Genomic DNA, 16,914 nt, shown 5'->3' on the forward strand with positions numbered 1-16,914 from the left:
GCGCAAAACCCATACTGGTTACAGCCTTTCATCATCTCGATGAAAGCGCGGTGGCCCCAGCGACACCGGGCCCTTCCAACTGAAAGAGGTAACGCACCATGAAAGCAATCGTTCGCACACTCTTGTTGTCCTGCGCCCTGGCAGCCCCAGCTCTGTCCTTCGCCCAAAGCGAGCAGGCGCCACTCACCCGTGCCGAAGTCCGCGCCGACCTGATCCGGCTGGAGCAAGCCGGCTACCAGCCGGGCCGCGGCGACGACGCGACCTATCCCCGGGACATTCAAGCAGCCGAAGCCAAGGTGGCCGCGCAAGATGCCGCCGCAGCCAAGGGGGCCGCGGCAAGCATGCCAACGCAGCCTCAGGCTCAGGCCAGCCTGCAACCGCGGATCGACGCCGTGCGCAGCGCCTTCTACTACGGCGCATGACGCGTCAACGCCGCTGCATGCTACGCGTTCCGGCCGCCAATCGCGCGCCCGGAACGCGCTGTGCGCCATCCAAAACACAAACAGTGGCGGCGTCAAAGCTTGCTCAACACACTGGGGCAAACCGCGGAAATACCTATCCTCGCGGCGGCAGGCCTTAAAATCGCGCTCATGTTCGTTTCGAGATCTCGAATCTCGCCAAAACCATGATGAAGAAGCGCCCCCTCCTCGCCGCCCTCCTGTTCGCGTCGATCGCCGCCCACGCGCAACCGCCCGGCAAGGATGCGGCCCCCCTCGGCCTTGAGCTTGGCAAGACCAAGTGCGCGCGGATGACACCCGGCCCGAATCGCGTCAAGACAGGCACCACGCCGTGGGCCGGCGGGGACACGGTGGAGCTCAAGCACCTTGACCGCTTCAATCTGCCGGGCCTGACCCGCGCGATCGTGAACTGCGACGCGGGCGACGCGGTGGCGCTCGTCACACTGACGTTCGACCGGTCCGCGCTGGATGACGTCAGCAAGAAGCTCGACGCCCGCTACGAGTCCAAGCGCAAGACCGACCCCGGTGCCGAGAACGGCTACGCCGAGTGGGAAGCAGCCAACGGCAGCCTCGAGATGCTCTACGCGCGCGACAGCAAGCAGTTCACCCTGGCGTATTGGGCCAAGGGCGCCAAGGCCAAGTATTTCGCCTACAGCGGCACGAGCGACAAGAAGCCGGCCGCGCCAGCACAGTCAACGCCGCCGGCGCAGGCAGCGCAGCCACAGCCCGCGCCGCTGTAACTGCCGCCCCGAAACGGGCTTTACGCCCCAGCCTTCAACGCACTTGCTGCAACCGGCGCAGCAAGCGCCGTCCTGCATCGACCACGCCCGGATCGGCCGTCATCTGGTACCGCACGATCATGCCCTCCACGCAAAGCATCGCCTCCTCGGCAATGGCATCGGGCTCCGGCAGGCCAAGGCGCCTGGCCAGCGAACCGATCAAGGCCGCCAGTTCCGCCTTGTGCGCCACGGATTGCGCCACCTGAGTGCCCTCGCCGGAGGCGCCCGCCTCCGCCACCGCATTGATAAACGCGCAGCCGCGAAAATCCTCGTCGGAGAACCAGTCGGCCAGCGCGAGCGCGATAACCTCCAGGCCGGGGCTGGCGGCAAAGCGCGCTTCCACGTCCTGCTCGAACCAGCGCATCCAGCCTTCGTGGCGCCGGTCGAGGAAGGCCGCGATCAACTCGTTCTTTGAGGCGAAATGCCGGTACAGGGACATCTTGGCCACGCCGGACTCGGCAATGATCTTGTCGATGCCGGTCGCGCGCAGCCCGTCCTGGTAGAACAGGCGGGCGGCGGTATCCAGGATGCGCTCGCGGGCGGAAGGCGTGGCCATGGCTGAAGTGTTCCTTGCTGCGAAAAGTGGCACGAAAGTGGGGCGATTATCCCCGATTGGGCCATGCGGACTAAGAGGCTGATTGTTTCAACATGAAGCGAAGCGATTCAGGCCAGGCGCGCGGCCGCAGACCGTACAAGTGGATCCGCCAAGGCCGCGCAACGACGCCAGCGTCTTTTTGTCTTTTTGAAATGGCCTTTAAAGGCCGAGATCGCTCAGGCTGGCATGGTCGTCCGGCCGGCGCCCCAGGGGCCAGAAGAATTTGCGCTCGGACGCCTTGATCGGTGCATCGTTGATGCACGCAAAGCGCCGCTGCATCAGGCCAGCTTCGTTGAACTCCCAGTTCTCGTTGCCGTAGGAGCGATACCAGTTGCCCGAATCGTCATGCCACTCGTACGCGAACCGTACCGCGATGCGGTTGCCGTCGAAAGCCCACAGTTCCTTGATCAGGCGGTAGTCCAGCTCCTTCTGCCACTTTCGCGCCAGAAAGCCGACGATGGCCTCGCGCCCGTTCACGAACTCCGCGCGGTTGCGCCACGCGCTGTCGACGGTGTAGGCGAGCGCCACACGCTCGGGGTCGCGGCTGTTCCAGCCGTCTTCGGCGCCGCGTACTTTCTGGATGGCGGTTGCACGGGTGAACGGGGGCACGGGCGGACGTATTTCGGGGCTGGACGACATCGACTTCTCCTGGCTGCGACAGCAGTGAATTGAAAAAGGCGGCCCGCATCACATTCGGCAAAACTCAAAATGATACAGACCTGTCTACATTATTTTAGTAGACAGGTCTGTCTGTCAAGGCGAATCTGCAGGCGTGAAAAAGCCGGCAATCAGCCGGCCTGGAATCCGCCATCAGCGCCGAGGAAGCGCTCAGCGCGGGCGCCGCATGCGGAACAGCGCCTCGGGCCCGATTTCGAAGTAGTCGGCCGGCCCGCCGCCGCGCAGGATCGGCCGGGCCGCGGCAGTGTCATAGATGCCGTCCTTCAACAGTGCCTTGTCCACGTGCACGCCAACCACCTCGCCCAGCACCAGCCAGGTTGGCACCTTATGGCCGTCGACGCCCTCGAGCTGGATCAACTGGGTGAGCTTGCATTCGAACGAGACCGGGCTTTGCGCCACCCGCGGCACCGCGACCAGGCGCGACGCTACCGGCGTGAGCCCTGCCAGCTCGAACTCGTCGACCTCTGGCGGCACGGCCGCACAGCTTGCATTCATGGCGTCGGCCAGCGGCCGCGTGGCCAGGTTCCAGCAAAACTCGCGGGTCTGCTCGATATTGCGCACGCTGTCCTTGTAGCCAATGCTGGAAAAACCCACGATGGGCGGCGTGTAGTTGAAGGCGTTGAAGAAGCTATAGGGCGCGAGATTGACAATCCCATCGCCAGCGCGCGAGGAAATCCAGCCGATCGGGCGCGGCCCGACGATGGCGTTGAAGGGATCATGCGGCAGGCCATGCCCGTTGGCGGGCTCGTAGAAATAGGGTTCGGCGGACACGAAGCGGGAGGCTCGGGAAAACAGCGTTGAGAAGCGGAGGCAGCGGCGCCGCCTTTGACCAGATGTTACCGCACGTCCGTGGGCGGCGGGCAACCAGCGCCCGCCGATGCTGCATGCCCGGCACTGGAACCGCTGATTGATACCAGGGTTCGCATCCGCTTCTTGGCGTTCAATGCGTTGGCTCCAGTTCGAGCCGGTTGTCCGTGACAGCGAGCTTTACCGGATCGCCCTTCTTCCATCGCGCCTTCGGAATCACCAGTTGCCATTCGGCGCCCGACTGCTCACGGAAAAACGCGACGACGCCGACGTATTGCGCATCATCAGCCATCGGCTCGGACGGGCCGACCGTTGCGGCGGGGCCAAGCGTCACTTCCGTGCGGCCGAGGCTATCCGTTTTCAGCGGGTCGCCGGCACCTTCGAGCAGTTGCGCATAGGTGGCCGTATCAAACGCCTTGGCGTCCTTCAACTGGTAGATACGCAGCACGACCGGCAACGACACGCCGCGCTCATCCTGATTCAGTGCGCTGCGGCTCACGATCACGAGGTTCATCTGCTTGACCTTCGCGACGAAAACCGCGCTCGCCGCCGCCGCCGTCGTGTCCTTGACCGACTGCCAGGCACCGCAGCCAGCCAGCACCATGACCATCCCTGCCAGCCCCAGCCAGACCGCAAATCGCTGCACCCAGCGCAATGTCACGTACATCACGTACGTCGCGTGTTTCGCTGCCATCAGAACCCCGATCCGGTGAATTCGGTGGCGGGATACGCAGTCTCCTTGCCGTTCGCGACCAGCACGAGCCGCACCGAATAGTGAAGACTGGCGTAGCGCCCCACGAAGTGACTCAGCACGTCCCCAAACAGCACCACATCGCCAGGTCCGGCGAAGCCCGCCGGATCAATCTCCACGTGAATGGCGAACTCCCGCAGCAGGCCCCCTTTGCGCAGGACGCCCCGCTGGTCGAGTCTGACGCGCCGGATCGCCGCGATGCGCTTCGCGTTGTCGTCCCGCCCGGTCCAGTCGTACAGGGCAAGCACGCCGCGCAGCACATCCGTGTCCAGTGCGTTGAACTCGTGACCGGAGAAGTGCGACATGACCTGCCACGGGTATTGCCTGTCTCTCGGCGGATAGAGCGGCAGCGTGGGCTGCGTCAGATTGCGAACGCTGCCGACGTCCCCCGCGCCCGATGCGAGCGTGGTGATCGTCGACTCGCGCAGCGCCGTGCGCGGCAACGTGCCGTTGTTCGCCAGCACGCGCACTTTCACGTGCGTATCGGGCGGGCTGCCGGGGGCGTCCCCGAGTTTGTCCCACACGTTGCCGCCCAGCGTGATCCACATCTGGCGGCCACCGGTCACACCAAAGCCCAGCGTTGCATGGAAGAAACGTTCGGGCGCCTCGTGCCGCAGCATGCCACCGCGGTGCTGGAATGTCTTGAAGGGCCGGTAGGCATGCTGCTCCGCACTGTTCAGGTCGGTGGCGGCAACCGACAGCGCATCGTAGGGTTCGATGTGCGCGCCGTCGGCGTCCGGCGCGCGCACCAGGTAATCGCGATCGTGCGTGTTGGGCTGCAGCGGCTGCGCATCGAGCTCGAACAGGTTGATCACCGGTGTGCAGAAGAGCCGGAGGTTGCTGGTGCCAAACGCGACGTCGCCAGCGAGCGGCCCGTTGAGCAGCCCGTTGAGCAGCCCGTTGAGCAGGACCTCGAACTCGATACGTGTTTCGCCCGGAGGCACGCTCGCCGCATCGAAGCCGCACAGGTCCACGAAATGGAATTTCTCGGGGAACGTGAAGTACTCGAGCATCGTCTGCTCGCGATCCAGCTCCCGGTTGCGCCGCTCGTGGTCAGACGGCCAGAGCCGTGTCTCAGGGCCGAAGCCCGCCACCTCGAACCTCATGCGCGGCAGTGGCTGCGGGCGCCCATCATGGATCCGCGCCATGCGCACTGCAATCGCGTCGACCTGGCGCGTCAACGCCGCATATAACGCCGAGGCGGTCGGCCGGTCGCCATGCAGGTACAAGCGGATGCGCGCCAGGTCATCGAGCGGGCGCTGGTCAAAATGCGGCAGTTCGAACGCGATGCGGATCACCCTGCGGCCGTCGGCGCGCACCGCAGGTGCCGCCTCCACCAGCTCGAGCGGCAGCAGGCGCACGGGCTGGGTGGTGCGGTACGCGCATAAGGTGCCCTCGGGGCCGACCGGGCTTGAGCGCACTTGAGTGCCCGCGGGGAGCGTGCCGAGCACGCGTGCCCCGCCCGCGCGCGGCACGCATTCGAGGATCGCCAGCGACGGAATCGTGCGCCCGGCGTGCGGCCACAGGTTGTCGATCAGCGGGTCGGTGATTTCCGGCAGCGCGTCATCGAGCTTCGCGCGCATCCGCGCCATCAGGAACGCAAAGCCCTGGTAAAGCTGTTCCACGCTGTCTTCGCGCTCACCCAGGCGCGTCAGGCCCAGCCGGCGCGCCGCATCGGGCTGCGCCGCGGTGAACTCCCTGCTCGCCTCGCCCAGATAGCGCATCTCCGCGTCGTAATATCTCAGCAGCGGATTGTCCTCGTCACTCATGGTGTCATCTCCGGTCGCAAAGGAGGCAGAACCGGCGCCGTCCCGGCCTTGCCGACGATAAAGACGCGCTCTGGCATCCTGAAGCCGCGCAGCTTGAGCAGATCCAGCGGACCCGCGCCAACCTGCGTGCGCAGCACGTAGCGCAGCGGCTCGCCGTCCGCATCTTTGTCCAACGCCTTCCACGTGAGTGCATAGCGCGTGCTGTCGAGCGGCTGGACCTCGGCCTTCGCCAGCAGGCGCAGGAAGGCCCAGTCGCCGGTCGACTCGAACGCCTGGCGCGTGCCGGCATTGATCGACTGCCACGTCAAGCCCGCGTGGCCGTTCAGGCCATTGCCGGGCCACGCGAGCGGCGTATACGCTTCGCGCTGATTGAAGTAGACGATCTGCTTGCCGTCAACGGACAGCGCCGAACGCGTGACGTTCGGTGTCGGCAATGCCATGATCTCGAAGCGGTATCCCGCATCGCCCTGCACGTACATCTGGGCACCCAGCGTGGAGAGCTGCCGGATCGCGGCGAGGAACGCGGGATCGAACTGCAACGCCTGCGGCGCCAGTTCATTGGGCACCCACAGGTCGCCCTGCGGCTTGAGTACGCCGGCCAGTTGTGTCGTGATGAAGCGCGCGACCAGTCCCGTGTCGAACCGCACGTAGCGCCCCAGTTCGGCGAACGACGCATCGGCATTTGTATCGAAGAACGGATAGCGGCCACTGAAGGTGGTCGCAAACGGTGCAGCGACGCTCACGCGCCACGCCTCGTTCAGGCTCGCGGCGGCCGGCTGCAGGATCGTCTGCCAGGCCGTGTCGAGCGGTCGCGCAAACAGCGCGTCGCCAAAGCCAGACCACTGCGTGCCCAGGCTGGCGGCGGTGAGCGCTGCGTCATCCTTTGCCTGTGCCAGTTCCGAGAGCTTCCCCTGGAACACGGCCTGCGCGAGCGAGCGGGCCATCGCCTGCGCATCGGGACTCGCCGCCACCTGCTGGAGCTTCAGGCGCATCGTGGTGGCGACCGTCAGGTAGCGCGCGAGGCTCACCCCGTTCAGCGTCGTGGTGGCACCGGCGGCATTCCCGCCGTGACCCGCGCCGCTGCCAGTGCTAGTACTGCCGCCACCGTCGCCCATCAGCGCGAGCAGCGGCCCAAATGGCTTGTCCAGAGGATGGACGGCGGCGGCCTGGGCCTTATCGTCGCTGCCGATCAGGCTTTGCGCCTTGCGCACCAGTGTGTCGGCCAGCGCCTGCGGCGGGCGGCCCGCCTGTGCCTGATACTGCACGGACCGCATCAGCGCGATCAGCGGTGACGTCTGCGCGTCCGTCAGCCGGGTGAGCTGGTCGATCGCATCGTTCAGGTTCGCCGCCGGCTGCCACTGGATGCTGTTGAGCATGCCCTGCCATGCGCCCGTGTATTCCGCGAAATAGCGCGCAGTCAGCCGCGCCTTGAGATCGTCGGTGGCATGTTGTTCCTGGCTTGCGCTCGTCGTCGTCACGGCCCCCTGCACGACGGCCGCGTCCACCGACTGTGCCGCCCCCCCGTTCGCCAGCACCCAGTCGCCATGCACGCGCCGTTCGCGAGCGGCCTTGTCGATCGACTCGGCGATCATGCCGTCCCACGCCGCGCGCGTGAAGACGCCCGGCACCGTCCGCGTCGTGGTGAAGAGCCCACGCGCGTCTGCGCCATCGAGCAGCGTCGCGAGCGATCCATCGGCGTACTTGCCCCTCGCGTCTTCTAGCACGTTCTGGTAGACCGTGTCGTCGGCGTTCGCGAGCCCGATCTGGTTGACGAGCGTGTTGCGCGCCTCGGCCACGACGGTGTCGGACGCGTTGATGCGCCATTCCGGGTGTGCCTTCAGGTGGGCTGCGTAGAAGCTGGCGAGCCGCTGCGACGTGTCCAGCCACTCGCCGGCCGGCATCATAGCCGGTGCGGGCCACGCAGAGACAATCAGCCCGGTCAGGAACGCGGGATCGGTGCGGCGCGGTTCCGCCAGCATCAGGTACCCCTTGAGCGCGTCATAGCCGCGCCGCTGCGCGTCGTGGCTCTGCAACGCATCGGCGCGCGTCTGCGCGAGATCGGTGAGCGTGGCCCGGAGGGTCTGCACGACCGGGCGCTGCAGGTTGCGCTCGGCGACCGTCCGATACGACTGCCACAGGTCATCGAGAATCGTGTCGTTGCGGTTCAGGCCCGCACGCAGATGCCACGGCGCGCCATGTTGCTGCCGGTACTCCAGCATCTCGATGCGCTGCTGCAGTGCGAGCTGCGCGCGCAGGGCTGCCGGGCTGCCAGGCGCGGCCGCGACGGTTGCGTCGGCTGCCTCGGCGCTCGCCCGCGCCTGCCGGATGCCTTGCAGGTTGCCGGCAAACGAGATTGTCATCGCCACGCACCAGCCGATCGCTGCCACGGTGACAAGCGCGGCGAGCGCCTTCGGCCAGTAAAAGCCGATGCGCCTGCCGCGATGCCGGCGCAGGCTGCGACCAATCTCCTGCCACGTGGGCCGTAGCGAGGCTGGCTGTTCGCGCAGCGCCATGCTTGGGATGCCAGGCCGGGCCGCTTCAGCCGAGGCGGCCGAAGCGGCCATAGCTGGCGTCAGAACCGGTACCGCAACCGGCTGGCTCGCGGCAAACACCGGCGCGAACATCACGCCTTGCAGTGGCGCGCGAAGCCACTTCGAGGCCATCAACGCATCCCAACTGGCCACGATCCGCTCGCGTTGCCCGCCAATGTACCGCGATACCTGCGCGAGGTACGGCATGCGCGTCGACTCGTAGCACAGTGGCACGCCAATCGTCCCCGTGTGCTGTTCAAGCATCGTAAGCTGGTCGTTCAGTGCATTGGCAGGCCCCGGAGCACGACGGTGGCATGAACCCGTCAGGAAGGCGCCGATGGCCTGGAACGTCTCGGGTTGGCGGCCGGTCGTCGGCACCGGATGCAGGAACGTCACGGGCGCGGCCCAGCCGAAGTCGGTTGCGATGGTCGAGAGCGTGCGCGCAAGCTCGGCGTCGGGCCGGATGGCCTCACCCGTGCGCGCCACCTGCACCACGGCGTCGACCGGACGCCTGCGTCTCAACTGCCTGACCTGTTTGCGCCACAGCCCCGCATCCATGCCGTCGGGCGCCGCGTGCACGAGAATGGCATCGGCGATATGCATCACACCCGCCTGCTTGAGGCCGGGGGCTACGGTGTCGACCAGCGTATCGCTGCCGCTCACCAGCAGCCACGGCAGCCGGTAGCGCCAGAACCAGCCGTGCGAGGCACGCAGGTCTTCGCACAGGTACTGCAGGCGCGCATCACGTTTGAGCGCGGAGGTGCCCTTGATGGCCTCCTGCTGGCTGCCGGTCTCCCGGCGAAAAAGCCGGCCTGCCACGCTGTATGCGCCAAGTCCCAGTGCGACGGGATGCAGGATCAAGACCCCAGCCAGTACGGCGAGAATCCAGATCGAGGCCGTCTTTTTGGCGTCCAGCGTCGGCACATTGAACTGATCGCCCTTGAGCCAGACCAGACCGAGCGCAAGTGCGGCCAACGCGACGGCGGCCACCACCAGCCCCCAGGTGGCGAGCGAGCCGGAAGCACCAGAGGAGTCGTCGCGCGGTGCCAGTGCCTTGAGGTTATTCGTTGGATTCGTCATACGGCGAAGTGGGGTCCGTTGTGGGGTCCGTTGTGGGGTCCGTTGGGTCAGTTCTGGGACTCACGTAAAGGATGGCGGCCTGCGCGGTTTGCGTGTGCTCGGGCGTGTGAAGGATCAGGTGCGGGCCGGCAGTCCCCGACTCAACGGCGGCGGCAATCGACAGCCAGCCGCCTGCCGCGCCCGCGTGACCGATGAGGCTATCGGGCCGTCGCTGCGTTTCCAGCTTGGTGACGCCACTCAGCGAAGCGCTGCCGAGTGCAGACAGCAGAGCCGTATCGTTCGCGGCGTCCAGCCCGCTGATCCAGGCGGGATGGACGGCCGGGGCTTCGGCGTTGCCCCACATCACGGCGTTCGCCAGCACATCAGCGAGCGCATCCAGCTCGCCTGCAACGGGCCGGTGCAGGGTTGCCATGACCTTGACCGGCTCAGGTAGCAGAAACACACCAGGACCGAGCAGTACGGCGACGCCGCCTTCGGTACTGCCAGCGGGCGGCGCATCGTGCCACTGCGCGGCAATCACCAGCAGCGGCCGCTTCTCGCCAGCGTCGAGCCACGCGTCGGCTACGAGCAGGCCATTGCCGGCCGGCACCGCTATGCATTCAAGCGCAGGCAATCCGGCAATCCGCAGGGCGTGGCGGACCTGTTGCACACGAATATCGGCGCACTCGGCGGACGCGAGCACCCGCACGGCGGGCGCATAAGTCGCGCCATACTGCGACAACGCATGCAGGCTTGGGCCGAGCGTGTCGAGAGTCTGGGCAAGCATCCGCACGACGGGCGGAATTTGCTCACGCGTGGGCGCGGGCGCAACGCTCAGCCGCCGTCCGGCAACGTCCGCCATGTCTTCATCCGTCAACGGCACCGGCTCCTCTTCGTTCGGCTCCGCAAACAGCGGATCGTCATCTGCAAACCGGCTATGCACGATCGTTCCGGAACCAGTGCGGGGCGACTGCGCCTCCATCAAGGTCATCGTCCCGGCCAGGGCCGCCGAAAGCGGCTCGCTCTTGAGCGGCAGGCAATACCCAATACCGAGTACCTGCAATGGCTGCTGCGCATAGCGCACGCGGTGACTCAGCCATTGACGCCGGTGCATGTTCCGGTAATGCGCCCGGAACCAGATCGCTTCGTATCCAGCACGCGCAATGCCAAGCGCGAAAAGAAACAAGCCATTGGGCAGGCCCACCACGCTGAACCAGAACCACGGGCCGCGCGCGGGCGTGCCCGCCGGCCACAGCAACAGCGCTGCCGCGCCACCAATCCCGCAGCACAGCACCCAGCCGATAAGCCACGGCACAAGGCGCGGCTTGTTCGCGGGGTAGGCGCTCGGCAAGCCCACCGCTGCCAGATCGACCGCCATCGTCAGGCGATATTCACGTTCTGCAGCGACGAAAGCAGCCGGCAGCCGCACGCGCAGCGGTGATGGTGCATCGCCATCGGCCTGCCGCCCTTGCCGGGAAACGAGACGTTGCCCTCGGCAATCGTCGTCCTCCCATGCCGCGCACAGAGTGCCTCGTCACCGAGGCACGCCAGAAGCCGGCCCATGAACATCATTTCCGATGAGGCGGTCGTTACGGAACCGCCGTTTTCCAACGCATCACCGACACGAATAGGGGATTTCATAGGAATCACTGAAAGTTGAATAGCTTCTCGCACGATGCGCGTTCAATCCGAGTCCATTTACGCGATCTAATTTCAACAACGTCGACGTATTCATTAGATCCACAACTATGCAAACTCAGAGAAACGTAACGTCCGTCGAGCGAAATCACTGGCAAAACATTTGGAGATGCCTCTCTCCGCATTCTTGACGAACGCATGCCCGCCATATAAAACCCAGGCAAACTAACGATATTTTTATCGCTACCGATTTTCGCAACAACCGCCAGGAAACTCATCGGATTCAAGGAAACGGGAACAAGAGATGCATAAATACCAGCCCGCAGATTTACGTCTGATAAAAATCCGACATGGGGAGCCGCCTTCTTTGCGTGAACGACCACCTCAGGCTCACATCGCATCAATTTATCCACTGGAATATATGAAGTCCCCGACACAATCACCAATTCCCGGTCAGAACTCAGCCTTATACCAAGCGGCTTTTTTTCGACCAAGCAACGATTCCGATATCCGAACCCTTTTATAACAATCTCCGGCTCAGAATTTATCTCGATACTGAAACCCCTATCTGTGGTCGATTCAGCACAAGAAAGCCCACGCATCCACATCAAAAACAAAATAGCGACGCGTCGAAAACGTATCGCAATCAGCTTGCCATCCTTACCCGGCAGCGACACGTTGCCCATGGCGATCGTCGCCCTGCCACGCGAGCCCCGTCGCCCAAACACGCCTGAGTCGGCTATCGACTTCTCATCGCCACTTCCCCGTTTTTCGCCCCTTCGAATACGGTTTCGCATTGCCCGCCTCAGATCATTTATCTGCCTTGATGAAAACCCCATCATGGCATTTGGTTTCCGACTTCCGGCAGACGCATCATACACAGTCTTGGGATATTTTCTTCATAGTACATACTAATAATCCGACTCCTCTTTTTATCAACCTTCAGGTTGATAAACTGACCCCCACACGCCGGGTACGCTTCCACAAACGTAGATTGACCAATTGAATAAAGAAAAACCCTATGAGTTGTATAAACACCCATCCCTCATCGACAGACCAAATGGAAAACCCATTCCGACCATCGAAGCTATAATCATCAATGGCGATATGAATGGGGTTTTCCGTTTCGAGGTCAATTATTCCACGATGAACCCCTTTCTCAAGGTCCACAATATCGAAGGTTACTGAATGACCGTCGACTCTCAAGACGGCCCTCGTAGCGGGAGTCGGCGCGAATGCGATTGTCGAATCTTCCGCAAAAACGCAACAGGAGGCCAAAACCAACGGAACGAGGAGCAATCTATCGATCATGCGCATGGTCATCAATTCGTGTTGTCATGCTGAGCCGAATGCTGGGGCGACCAGGAGTAAAAATTGCCTTCCCATAGGTATTTCCAAACATCGTCAGCATAAACTCCGTATATGCCCGCCTTTCACTGTTACTCCTCCATAAAACGGAGCGTCCCAAGCATTTCCATAAACAGGTCGTAACTGAAGCCACTTTCCAGGCTAAGCTCGCGCTTGCGTAGCAGACACACACCTCCTAATTGGGCCGTCATTTTTTCGTTGCCAACCATGACGTAAACACAGCGGTAGCTGTGATTGCTCGTATCCGGCACGTGCAATGCCAAGTGCGAGAAGGAGCAAGCCGTTGGGCGAGCCCGCCGCGCCAAACCAGAACCAAGGACCGCGCGCGCGGCTAGCGACGCCGCCCGGGCACCACTCTGTGCGGCCACCGCAGCCCGGAAGCCCTTCTGTCAATGCGCCTCCTAAGGATGGTGCTCGGAAATTGGGCAAAAGATGTGCATAACACAATGGGTTGTACGTCATCACTCTCTACTGACCTACTTGTTTGGCAAGCCTAGCTTTCAAAATTAGAGCCTCATATTTTTTAATAAAATTATTCCCCGAAGATGTATTTGGAGCGCAAAATTTTGTTGTCAGGACATTTTTTTTATCGCCCAGCGCAATTGATACGCATTTTGCGGTCAGTGAATAGCCGTCATTCCTCTTGTATTTAGGCAGCATCTGCATAAATCCGACCCACTCACCTATATACCTCTCCATTCCACTGACAAATACGTGCCGAGCCGGATAATTTTCTATCTGGTGTCGAGTAAAATTCTGGCCATCGATTTCTTCGTATGAAAAATAGTACCTCCCATCATCCAAGTATAATCTGTCAGCATCTGATATCACGGAATCAATGCCATGCCTATCATCAAGGGAGAGATAATTATCCCCACCATAATTAGTGTGGTTTTCTATTTCATAATAGCAATCAGAAATCATCTTAAATTTAAATTCCCTGCTCTCAGGCAACTCAAAATTACACCTCGATTCCGAAAATGCGGTGGAGGATGAAACCGCACACATCAGCGCAAGCACGGCCAAATAGAATAATTTCATCAATCAATCCATTATCAGCTTGAAGTCAACTGAAAATCCATCGACTATATCGGAAAGATACGAATACGCGTGTCTTGTGAGCCTTAGTCGTTCGTCAAAGCCAACTGTCTGCGCATTCACACAAAGCGTGACATTTCTGATCGCACTGGCTAACGCTGTCGAGTCAATATCTTCATCAAACGATACTCTTTCTGCCCAATAAGTCATCATCGATGCGAATATAGGATCTCATAAAAATCACTGAAATCTGAATAACATCTCGCACGACGTACGATCAATTCTATTCAATTTTCCACATTCAACATCAACAACGTTGGCATATTCATTAGATCCTCAGATACAAAACGCAGATAAACCTAACTGTCATCCAGCGAAATCACTGGCAATCATTCGCCCGACTTTAAAGTTACTCCTCCATGAAACGGAGCGTCCCAAGCATCTCCATAAACAGGTCGTAACTGAATCCAGTTTCCAGGCTAAGTTCGCGCTTGCGTAGCAGACACACGGCATCTAATTGGGCCGTCATCTTGTCGTTGCCAACCATGACATGAACGCAGCGATAGCCTGATGTGTACTCCTTCTCTGGCTTGCAACGTCCACGTGCTTTGGCGAAGGTTTCCTCCGCGATCCAGCCATGCCAGTTACTGCCCTGGATCGGCCTCACCTCGGTTTTTATTACCGGGTCACTGCAGTTTGATGTTTGGTAGGCTGAACTCATCACCAGCGTCGGCAGGCTATCTCCGGGTTTCAATCGGAATACGCTGTGGCCTTTAGCAGTCAGCTTTCTTTCGATTCCGATCTCTTCGACGATGAAGGCAACGCTATCGCCCCCACGAGGGTTGAAGTTCGGATCGTATTGAAAATCCATTTCCATGACGGCGTAGTCACCTTTTTTATATGAACCGACGCAGCCGAACCCAATCGTTTGATCAGAGACGCTTTTCAAAACTGGGGTATGCAATGACATGCCACATTGCTCCTCCACTCTAGGGGAACTGCGATTGGTTCCGATGCTGCCGAGACGAGCCGCATCGGCGGCGGATTGCGCATAGACCATCGAGTATAGGAGCAGCCCGGTCGCTGCGATGATGCGCCGAATCATTGATCATCCTCCGTTTGGCGCAACAGCCCCCCTGCCGTTGGCATACTTACTCCATCACCAAGAATAAAATAGGCATAGCCGAAAAACTGCTGACGTTCTGCCAAACCGCCTGCACCACCGACCAAATTGAGGCAGTTGCGGACATCATTGTCGCTTGAACCCTTGTCCGCTTTCCGGTTAATAATAGTCATGGCCCAAAAATACCCCCCTGAATCCGCTGCCACGTCCGCATCGGATTGAAGAAGAAGCGGGTTAGGATCCGTCGTAAAATCCTTTGCACGAAAAACCCCATAATCCCGGTAACCTTTACGCCAAGTAAGGTGAATTAGGCCGCGCCCACAGAATCGGGGGCCATCACCAGGTTGCACGTTTCCACGGGATGCAGCCTTATTTTGAATCTCGCCTGGGCGCTGGGCGATATACGTTTGACGATCGCGACCCTTCAGAAAATCGAGAGTGACTAGCCAATTATATTTATGGTCAAAGTCATAAGCCGCGTCTGCCACCGTGTAGCACTCATACATTTTTGTGAAATAAGTGGCATTACCATTCTCGACGGTATATTTCAAAGCCGCTGTTTCCTTGAAAGCTTGCCCGAGAAAATGAGCCTTGCGCAAGCTACTATCGAACCCATATTTTCGGAACATGTGATTGAGTGCCAAGCCAAGGCCCCGCGGCGCGGTCCCCCCTTCACTATCTGCCCCTTCGAAAAACCTCGCTTTGCTTCGAGCCCACGGTATTTGACCACCGGCGGTCAGCAACGATCTTCGAGGCAACAACTGAATCTGCTCCCGCAAACTTAACCACGCGCACCGCCTAAAATACCGGATGAACTGGAGCGGGTGAAAAAACCAAAGTTTCGTACCGGATTGCAGATTTACCGCATCCCAAAACTGGAACTGCTTCAACAGGGCCACATATTTCGCGTACCCAGCGCTATTACCGTAATAAAATTCACCCTGCTGGCTGAGCAGCTTTCCGTATCGCGCTTCATTATTTGTTCCGTCCCACTCGCTCGGCGCCTGACACACAAACCCCTTGAGCAGATCACGCACGCCTTCCGTGTTCCTGACGTACCGGGCGAGCGCTTCTTCCTTTTTGATACGCCTCGCGCTCGCCTTGCTCCTGCTGCGTCTGACTCTCCTTTGCCGCGCCTAGAATGGCTTGCAATCGATCAATGTCGCACAGCCCGTCACTTGCAAACGGGCTACTGCCTTCGTCGATCTTCTGCCAGTTCGCGAGGAATGGAAAATCCGCATCCGACAGCTTCACGATCGCGTCGTTGTTGAGATCGATATAGCCTTCTTTGCCCACAGCGAACGCTGCCCGTATCCACGTTGTTCTTGCCGTGCCGGCCGGGAGCGTGGGCGAAGCTGACAGGATCCGGCCAAAGCGCAGCAATTCATACCCATCGCTCGGGCACGCCACATAGAGTTTCGTTGCCCGGTCGTACAGGTTGTATTCGTACTCAGACTCTTTCTTGTCCTTCAGGAGCTGGGTTCGCGAACCGTCTTCGGCGACACTCCACACGCTCGTGTACTTGTTACCCCGGTGAAAATACGATTCGATGTGCAAAGGTTGCTCGTTTTGACCGCCTTGCAACGCGGCGAAAGCAACGCCCTGCAATTTTCCGTTGACCGTTCCCGGCGGCTGCGTCCAGAACGGTTGGTGCGCCGGAACAATGTAGTGGCTATGCCCCCAGTAGTCCGGCCCCGTGGGCGTATGGGGTTGCCTGCTCCCCAGTTGCGTCGCGGCGAAGTAACGATTGAAGTCATCGGGCAGCATAAAGATCTCGAAGTGGATATGCCGCTGCTCGTGACAACGTCCCGGCAACCCGAGCACGTCTTTCCGGTATACCTTTTTGCCACCGCCCGCTTGCGCCGGCGGCGCCACGGGCGGAGTCTGGCTCCCGCCGGGCGATGGCATGCGCAGAAACTCCGGCAACACGCTCGCGTTTACGCCAACATCGTTGTATCCGCTCAATTCCAGCAAATGCATGTATAGGGAGTAAAACGTCAGCGTGCGGCCGTCACCCGTCTCCGTCGTATGCTTGAGCAGGACGAAGCCCGCGTTGCTATCGAGCGCGCCCTTGCCGCCATCGGTTGCGTGCTGGCACACCCGATATGCCACGACTTCGCCATCGGCAATCGCCCGTACTTTTTCGTTCCCGGTATCGGGATATAGATGCACGCCGGTGTGCCAGCGGCGGTCGAAGGCGATCGGATAGATACCGTGAGCGAGCTCGAAGGTATCCACCACGCTCATCATCGGGTCGGTTAGTTCGGGGTTGTTTGACGCGGTGCCGGCAACGGGAAGAAAGGGAGGGCTGATAATCATC

The 16,914-nt window shown here is 61.0% G+C and carries 16 protein-coding genes; 2 read left to right on the forward strand and 14 right to left on the reverse strand.

What is annotated here, in order from left to right; all coding sequences use genetic code 11:
* Positions 1-98: 98 nt before the first annotated feature.
* Together A9975_RS05755 and A9975_RS05760 are read left to right on the forward strand one after the other, a co-directional pair.
* Positions 99-422, forward strand: coding sequence for a DUF4148 domain-containing protein (locus tag A9975_RS05755; protein WP_183031789.1), 324 nt, complete (start codon positions 99-101; stop codon positions 420-422).
* Between the two features lie 206 nt (positions 423-628).
* Positions 629-1,198 carry a hypothetical protein gene (locus tag A9975_RS05760; RefSeq protein WP_183031874.1) on the forward strand — a complete coding sequence of 190 codons (570 nt, stop codon included), beginning with the start codon at positions 629-631 and terminating at the stop codon, positions 1,196-1,198.
* Between the two features lie 34 nt (positions 1,199-1,232).
* On the opposite strand, the gene A9975_RS05765 is transcribed toward A9975_RS05760, so the two are convergent.
* The 14 genes from A9975_RS05765 to A9975_RS05830 form a co-directional block, all read right to left on the reverse strand.
* Positions 1,233-1,793 (reverse strand): TetR/AcrR family transcriptional regulator, encoded by a 561-nt coding sequence (locus A9975_RS05765; protein WP_183031790.1) that lies wholly within the window; start codon positions 1,791-1,793, stop codon positions 1,233-1,235.
* 198 nt (positions 1,794-1,991) lie between these two features.
* Positions 1,992-2,471: a nuclear transport factor 2 family protein gene (locus A9975_RS05770; protein WP_183031791.1), complete on the reverse strand. Its 480-nt coding sequence runs from the start codon at positions 2,469-2,471 to the stop codon at positions 1,992-1,994.
* 189 nt (positions 2,472-2,660) lie between these two features.
* Complete coding sequence (locus A9975_RS05775; protein ID WP_150991443.1) at positions 2,661-3,281, reverse strand: flavin reductase family protein; 621 nt, start codon at positions 3,279-3,281, stop codon at positions 2,661-2,663.
* Positions 3,282-3,450: 169 nt separating this feature from the next.
* Entirely contained in the window at positions 3,451-4,011 is a 561-nt protein-coding gene (gene tssJ, locus A9975_RS05780) for a type VI secretion system lipoprotein TssJ (protein ID WP_255503079.1), read from the reverse strand.
* Complete coding sequence (gene tssF / locus A9975_RS05785) at positions 4,011-5,837, reverse strand: type VI secretion system baseplate subunit TssF (RefSeq protein WP_183031792.1); 1,827 nt, start codon at positions 5,835-5,837, stop codon at positions 4,011-4,013. The genes tssJ and tssF overlap by 1 nt, the downstream gene beginning before the upstream one ends.
* Complete coding sequence (locus tag A9975_RS05790; RefSeq protein WP_370563969.1) at positions 5,834-9,358, reverse strand: ImcF-related family protein; 3,525 nt, start codon at positions 9,356-9,358, stop codon at positions 5,834-5,836. Before A9975_RS05790 ends, tssF begins: the two co-directional genes overlap by 4 nt.
* A 70-nt stretch (positions 9,359-9,428) precedes the next feature.
* A complete protein-coding gene (locus A9975_RS05795) occupies positions 9,429-10,805 on the reverse strand; it encodes a hypothetical protein (RefSeq protein ID WP_183031794.1) in 1,377 nt (458 codons plus the stop codon).
* Positions 10,806-10,807: 2 nt separating this feature from the next.
* The gene (locus tag A9975_RS05800; protein ID WP_183031795.1) at positions 10,808-11,068 is read right to left on the reverse strand and encodes a PAAR domain-containing protein; all 261 of its coding nucleotides are present in this window, start codon (positions 11,066-11,068) and stop codon (positions 10,808-10,810) included.
* 5 nt (positions 11,069-11,073) lie between these two features.
* Positions 11,074-11,907, reverse strand: coding sequence for a hypothetical protein (locus A9975_RS05805; RefSeq protein WP_183031796.1), 834 nt, complete (start codon positions 11,905-11,907; stop codon positions 11,074-11,076).
* 100 nt (positions 11,908-12,007) lie between these two features.
* Entirely contained in the window at positions 12,008-12,382 is a 375-nt protein-coding gene (locus tag A9975_RS05810) for a hypothetical protein (RefSeq protein ID WP_183031797.1), read from the reverse strand.
* A gap of 519 nt (positions 12,383-12,901) precedes the next feature.
* Entirely contained in the window at positions 12,902-13,474 is a 573-nt protein-coding gene (locus tag A9975_RS05815) for a hypothetical protein (protein WP_183031798.1), read from the reverse strand.
* Positions 13,475-13,880: 406 nt separating this feature from the next.
* Positions 13,881-14,576 (reverse strand): hypothetical protein, encoded by a 696-nt coding sequence (locus A9975_RS05820; RefSeq protein ID WP_183031799.1) that lies wholly within the window; start codon positions 14,574-14,576, stop codon positions 13,881-13,883.
* Positions 14,573-15,631, reverse strand: a complete 1,059-nt coding sequence (locus A9975_RS05825) for a glycoside hydrolase family 19 protein (protein WP_370563973.1) — start codon at positions 15,629-15,631, stop codon at positions 14,573-14,575. Before A9975_RS05825 ends, A9975_RS05820 begins: the two co-directional genes overlap by 4 nt.
* A complete protein-coding gene (locus A9975_RS05830; RefSeq protein WP_183031800.1) occupies positions 15,624-16,913 on the reverse strand; it encodes a M23 family peptidase in 1,290 nt (429 codons plus the stop codon). The genes A9975_RS05825 and A9975_RS05830 overlap by 8 nt, the downstream gene beginning before the upstream one ends.
* Position 16,914 lies beyond the last annotated feature (1 nt).

Source organism: Cupriavidus sp. UME77 (assembly GCF_014170355.1).
GTDB classification, from domain to species: Bacteria; Pseudomonadota; Gammaproteobacteria; order Burkholderiales; family Burkholderiaceae; genus Cupriavidus; species Cupriavidus basilensis.